Source organism: Secundilactobacillus malefermentans DSM 5705 = KCTC 3548 (assembly GCF_001436395.1).
Classification (GTDB): domain Bacteria; phylum Bacillota; class Bacilli; order Lactobacillales; family Lactobacillaceae; genus Secundilactobacillus; species Secundilactobacillus malefermentans.
Genome location: NZ_AZGJ01000145.1, coordinates 1 through 339 on the forward strand (window position 1 = coordinate 1; position 339 = coordinate 339).

The following is a 339-nucleotide window of genomic DNA, read 5'->3' on the forward strand; positions in this document are numbered from 1 at the left end:
GATGGCTACTGATTTAGTCTTAAAGACCCTTGAAAGCGCGGTTAAAAATCGAACCATTACTGGGGACCTGATTATCCATACGGATTTAGGATCACAGTATACCAGCGATGATTACAATCAACGTTTAACTGAGCTACATATCCGCCACTCATACAGCCGTAAGGGTTGTCCGTATGATAATGCGCCAATGGAATCCTTTCACGCTTCCCTCAAAAAGGAATGTGTTTATCCAGTGCCGGTCTTTGAAGATTATGAAACTGCCGCTGCCGTCCTTTTTGAATATGTGCATGCTTTCTACAATAGGAAGAGAATTCATAGTTCACTGGGCTACCAGACCCC

General features: G+C 43.7%; 1 protein-coding gene. It reads left to right on the plus strand.

Going from position 1 to position 339, the window contains the following annotated elements; translation table 11 throughout:
• Positions 1–339: integrase core domain-containing protein (locus FD44_RS10220; RefSeq protein ID WP_082618789.1), on the plus strand; the 339-nt coding region annotated here is incomplete at both ends.